Below are 665 nucleotides of genomic sequence, written 5' to 3'. Positions count from 1 at the left end.
TTTACACTTAAATATCTGAAATTCAGCGCAATAAACCAAATTTAAACAGGCGAAAATTAATTTTTTTTCCACAAAAAAGAGACTGCCTTTTTGAGACAGCCTCTTAAGTTTTGCGAGGAAGCAGCAATAAAATTTATACCCGTTATAAAACAAGAATAAAAGATCCTGACATCTTCACTATTTATACAAATAAACACGACCACAGGCCTTAATTGAATAAAATCGACACTTAAAAAAGGGAAGTTCTACTCAAAACAAGCGGTTGCATCTAATGAAGCAGTTAATAAAAAATTAACTGTTTATTATATTCTAATTTCAAAAATATCATAATACCTCGAAAATTACAAATAAACGCATGACAAAAATCAAAACATATTAGTTACAAAGAAATGTATCTATATTTCATTGATTAAGTTGTTATCAAAAAAAATAGCAAGCTCTGTATTAGCTTTAAGATTGGCAAAATCTTTGGTTTTAAATGGCTTTGTTAAATATGCTTTAACATTTTTATATAACCTTGCCTTAACTACATCACTTTGATTATTTGATGAGGTTAACATGGATCAAGCAAAAAAGTTGGGGATTAATCTTATGCATAAATTTTAGATAATCTGAATAGAAAGAATTTCACATTCCTCACACCTCTGAACTGTGATCTGAATGCT

General features: G+C 28.6%; 1 protein-coding gene. It reads right to left on the bottom strand.

Annotated features, from left to right (window positions below):
- Nucleotides 1-395: 395 nt before the first annotated feature.
- Complete coding sequence (locus ACFOUY_RS08960; protein ID WP_378960165.1) at nucleotides 396-560, bottom strand: response regulator; 165 nt, start codon at nucleotides 558-560, stop codon at nucleotides 396-398.
- Nucleotides 561-665: the final 105 nt, after the last annotated feature.

The organism is Pedobacter jamesrossensis (genome assembly GCF_042650905.1).
GTDB classification, from domain to species: domain Bacteria; phylum Bacteroidota; class Bacteroidia; order Sphingobacteriales; family Sphingobacteriaceae; genus Pedobacter; species Pedobacter jamesrossensis.
This window is presented reverse-complemented; position numbering and strand designations above follow the sequence as displayed.